General features: G+C 34.2%; 3 protein-coding genes. All 3 read left to right on the top strand.

Features of this window, described 5'->3' with window-relative positions:
* Positions 1 to 146 precede the first annotated feature (146 nt).
* Genes DXA15_RS24540 through DXA15_RS27425 form a run of 3 tightly spaced genes read left to right on the top strand, consistent with a single transcriptional unit; the run spans position 147 to position 4,643 of the window.
* Positions 147 to 3,119 (top strand): TonB-dependent receptor, encoded by a 2,973-nt coding sequence (locus DXA15_RS24540; protein ID WP_128135788.1) that lies wholly within the window; start codon positions 147 to 149, stop codon positions 3,117 to 3,119.
* Between the two features lie 12 nt (positions 3,120 to 3,131).
* Positions 3,132 to 4,193, top strand: a complete 1,062-nt coding sequence (locus tag DXA15_RS24535) for a RagB/SusD family nutrient uptake outer membrane protein (protein ID WP_233567622.1) — start codon at positions 3,132 to 3,134, stop codon at positions 4,191 to 4,193.
* Positions 4,194 to 4,235: 42 nt separating this feature from the next.
* Positions 4,236 to 4,643 carry a RagB/SusD family nutrient uptake outer membrane protein gene (locus DXA15_RS27425; protein ID WP_233567621.1) on the top strand — a complete coding sequence of 136 codons (408 nt, stop codon included), beginning with the start codon at positions 4,236 to 4,238 and terminating at the stop codon, positions 4,641 to 4,643.
* Positions 4,644 to 4,770: the final 127 nt, after the last annotated feature.

The following is a 4,770-nucleotide window of genomic DNA, read 5'->3' as shown; positions in this document are numbered from 1 at the left end:
TTTTATCTCTTTTTACCTTTGTGAGGTCAGGAAGAGTGATTATGGAAAATATGTTAATATTAAATAGATTGCCTATGGTATACAGGATTATTTGATTGAGAGAGTGTTTTTTGTAGAATGAACAAACCTAATCTAATTCATTTATTATGAATGCAATATTAAATTTTTTGAGTGTAGAAAGATTATCTGGTAAAAGATTCTGGATAATCGTAGTTTTCTTTTTTATTGGAGTTTTACCTGTCTGCGCTGCTAATGCCTTTGTTGTAACAGGGGAAGTTATAGATGCCACGAATAATCCCTTACCAGGAGTGAATGTTGTAGAAAAAGGGACTGCTAATGGCACGATTACTGATACAGAGGGTAAATTTGAATTGACGTTAAAAGACGGGAATGCTATTCTTTCATTCTCGTATGTAGGATTTATATCGCAAGATATACCTGTGGAAAATAAACAAAGCTTATATGTGCGGATGCGGGAAGATGTTACCCAAATGGACGAAATAGTTGTTATCGGCTACGGTACAACAACAAAGAAAGAAATTACCGGTTCTATTTCGAGTCTGAAATCAGAGAATTTTGTAAAAGGAAATATAAGTAATCCGATGCAATTATTACAAGGGCAAGTTGCAGGTATGAATATTGTAAAACCGAATGGAGGAGATCCGAATGGTGGATTCAGTGTCCAGTTGAGAGGAATGACAACCTTATCTGGAGGAGCTTCTCCTCTAGTTGTGATTGATGGTATTATTGGAGGAAATTTAGAAAGTATCAATCCTGAAGAAATTGAATCTATTGATGTCTTGAAAGATGGTTCTGCTGCTGCAATTTATGGAACGAGGGGTACGAATGGTGTTATTTTGATTACTACTAAAAGAGCTAAAAGTGAGGGCAAAAGTTCAATTGAATTTTCTACTTATGTGGCAATGCAATCCGTTGCAAAAAAGTTGGACGTTTTAACTGCAGATCAGTTCCGGTCAGTTATAAATGATTATTATCCGACAATGAAGGATCAGTATGATTTTGGCTCTTCAATTGATTGGTTTGATGAAGTGACTCGGAAGAATCCTATAAGTCAATATTATAATGTAGCACTATCTGGAGGGACAAATTCATTGGGGTATCGTGCATCTTTATCATATCAAAACGATCAAGGACTTTTAGATAAAACCAGTAATAACAAGCTAAGAGCAAAAATGAGTGTTAACCAACGGAATTTTAATGACCGTTTATCTATTGATTATAATTTGGTATATTCAAAAGGAAAAAGTCAATTGGCTGACAATGCTATTTTACAACAGGTTGCCCGGCGTAATCCTACAGAACCTGTTTATGATGTAGAGAATACTACTCCCATATCAGGAGGTTATTATTATAATCCGGGACCGTTCCAGTATTTTAATCCAGTAGCAATGGTAAAAGAATCTACCAGGGAGAGAGAAAACTGGGATGTCATGGGAAGTATGAAAGTCTCTTTAGAAATTATTGAAGGTTTGAAAGCTTCTGTAATGGGATCGGTCACTCAATCCTCTTCTAATACAGGACAATATTTTAGTCGTTACTATCCAAAAGATTATGGGACGAATGGTAGTGCGGAAATATCTAAGTCTTCTTCTTCTTCCAGTTTGTTGGAGGCCAGTCTGGATTACAGGAGGACATTTAAAGAACATACAATTCAAGCTATTGCTGGATATTCGTATAATAAAGGAGAATATGAAAGTAGCTGGTCTCGTAATTATTTATTCGATACGGATTATTTCTCGTATCACAATATTGGAGCAGGAGCAGCACTTACACAGGGCAAAGCGGGTATGAGTAGTTATAAGGAAGAAAATAAGTTGATAGCTTTTTTCGGTCGTGTTATGTATAACTATCAGGAGAAATATCTGTTATCAGCTTCTGTACGTTATGAAGGTTCGTCCCGTTTTGGCGCAAATAATAAATGGGGAACATTTCCAGCCATTAGTGGTGGTTGGCGTATAAATAAAGAACATTTTATGGAAGATATAAAATGGATTGATGATTTAAAATTACGTTTAGGCTATGGAGTTACAGGAAATCAGGAAATAGGTAATTACAAATCATTGCAGTTATTGCAGAAAGATAGATTTTTTTACTATAATGATAATTGGATCAGTACATATAAACCAGCCAGTAACCCGAATCCTGACTTGAAATGGGAACGTAAGGGGGAATTTAATGTAGGCTTGGACTTTTCGGTATTGAATGGCCGTTTAGGTGGAACGTTCGATTATTATAATCGAACAACAAAAGATTTGTTGTATTGGTATACAGTTCCTGTTCCACCCAATCTGTATAATCAATTGTTTACCAATGTTGGTACTATTAAAAACTCGGGTATTGAGATAACAATTAATGCAACACCTGTACGAATAAAAGATTTTCTTTGGAATTCAGTGCTGACATTGAGCCACAATACAAATAAATTAGAGAAATTCTCAAATAAAGACTATGCAATGGTACAAATAAGGACTGGTTATATCCCGGAAGATTTTCAACAATACACGCAACGTATTGTGGAAGGTGGTACGATTGGTAATTTCTGGGGACCAAAGTTTCTAGGTGTAGATGAGAATGGTCAAAATGTATTGGAAGATTTAAATAGTGATGGTGTGATCAATGAAGAGGATTATCAGATCATAGGGAATGCTTATCCGGATATTACATTCGGTTTTTCAAATACATTTACTTATAAAAACTGGGATTTGAGTTTTTTATTCAGAGGTGCAATAGGAAATGATGTATTGAATGTCCATCGAATGTATTATGAAGGATTTAATTATTTCGGAGGTAAAAATATTTTAACATCTACACTGGATCACCCGGAATATAAAGGATCGGCAGTGTTTTCTGATCGTTTTGTTGAAAACGCTTCTTATGTGAAGTTGGATAACCTGACAATCGGCTATAATTTTAATTTGAATACATCATGGATTTCAAGATTGAAATTGTATTTGACAGCTCAAAACCTATTTACGATTACAGGCTATAAAGGAATTGACCCGGAAGTTGATTTATCAGGTTTGGAACCAGGTATGGATCGTTATGAATATTATCCGAGGACTCGAACGTTTTTATTAGGCTTAAATATTAACTTTTAAATGGAGTATATCATGAAAACATTACATAAGATTCATATATTAGTGATTCTATTTTTCTGTGTTTTTGCACAGTCATGTACAAATTTGGATGAGAAGATATATTCAACTGTTCCTGCGGATGAATTTTTTAAGAATGAAAATGAGATGATTATGAATGTGGGACGTGCATATACTCATTTAACTTCTTATTTAAGTCCTTTCATATGGGGATCATTACTTATTTGTACGGATGAAGCTATATGTCCTTATAGAGAGACTAATTTGTGGTGGGATAATGGTGTTTGGGTTGCTTTGCATAAACATAACTTTAATCCTCAGCTAGGAAATCTAAACGACTGTTGGAGTTTTATTTTTGATGGTATTACTTTATGTAATCAGATATTATATCAAATGGATGAATCTTCAGTAGATTTTCCAACAAAAAAGAACTTAGCAGCTGAAGTAAAGATTTTACGTGCTTGGCTATATTTGAATGCGATTGATTGGTATGGAAATGTACCTCTGTCAATAGATTTTATTGAAAAAGATTTACCAAATCAAGTAGGTCGATTAGAAGTCTTCAATTTTATTGAATCAGAGATTAATGAGAATGTAAGTTTCTTGGACGAAGTTCCAACCTCTAAAAACTATGGGCGTGTAACACAAGCTATGGCTTATACTATGTTGGCTAAGTTGTACTTAAATGCAAAAGAATGGATAGGAAATGATATGTGGAAGGAAACTTCAGAAGCATGTGATAAGGTGATAAATTTTAATAAATTATCATTGGAGTCTGATTATTTTGCGAATTTTAAGGTGAATAGTGAAGGATCGAAAGAAAATATTTTTGTAATGCCCATTAATAATATTTATGCACCTTTTACGATGAAATTTCATCAATTGAGCTTACATACTTTGAGTCAAAAAACATTTGGAATTGTGGATTTTTGTTGGGATGGCTTTTGTGGTATGGAGGATAATTATAATTTATATACATCAAATGATGTTCGAAAAAAATCATGGTTAGAAGGACCTCAATATGATGTTGCTGGTAATCCGTTGATGTTATCTCCTACAAGACAGTTAAATTATTGACCTCATGTAAAGGCTCTGTATAATGAGTATGATCCGGCTTTATTGGATGATGGTGTACGTTTTGCGAAATATGAGTATGAGTCAGGATTAATGAATGGGATGAATAATGATTTTGTGTTTTATCGCTATGCTGATGTGTTGTTAATGAAAGGTGAAGCTTTAGTTCGTCAAGGGAAAACTTCAGAAGCACTTTCCTATTTTAATCAAGTAAGAGAGAGGGCTGGGGTGCCTTTATATCAGGAAAAAGGTTTAACTTTGAACGAAATCTTAAATGAAAGGAGTCGAGAATTGGCATGGGAAGGGTTCAGACGCCAGGATTTGATTCGTTTTGGTAAGTGGACACAACCTTGGTATGAAAAGGAAACTTCAGGTGATTTTACGAAATTATTACCAATTCCTTACTGGGCAATTGATACCAATTCGAAGTTAAAACAAAATCCAGGTTATTGACTAAAATAATACCTTAGTTTTGGCAGATAGAATTTCGATAAGATAAAAAAGATAGATTTGTAATATGTCAAACCATTGAAAGAAAGGAAGACAAAGAGTGAACCAGTAAAAAAATGGAATAAGATTC

The organism is Parabacteroides sp. AM58-2XD (genome assembly GCF_003463685.1).
Lineage (GTDB): Bacteria > Bacteroidota > Bacteroidia > Bacteroidales > Tannerellaceae > Parabacteroides > Parabacteroides segnis.
This window is presented reverse-complemented; position numbering and strand designations above follow the sequence as displayed.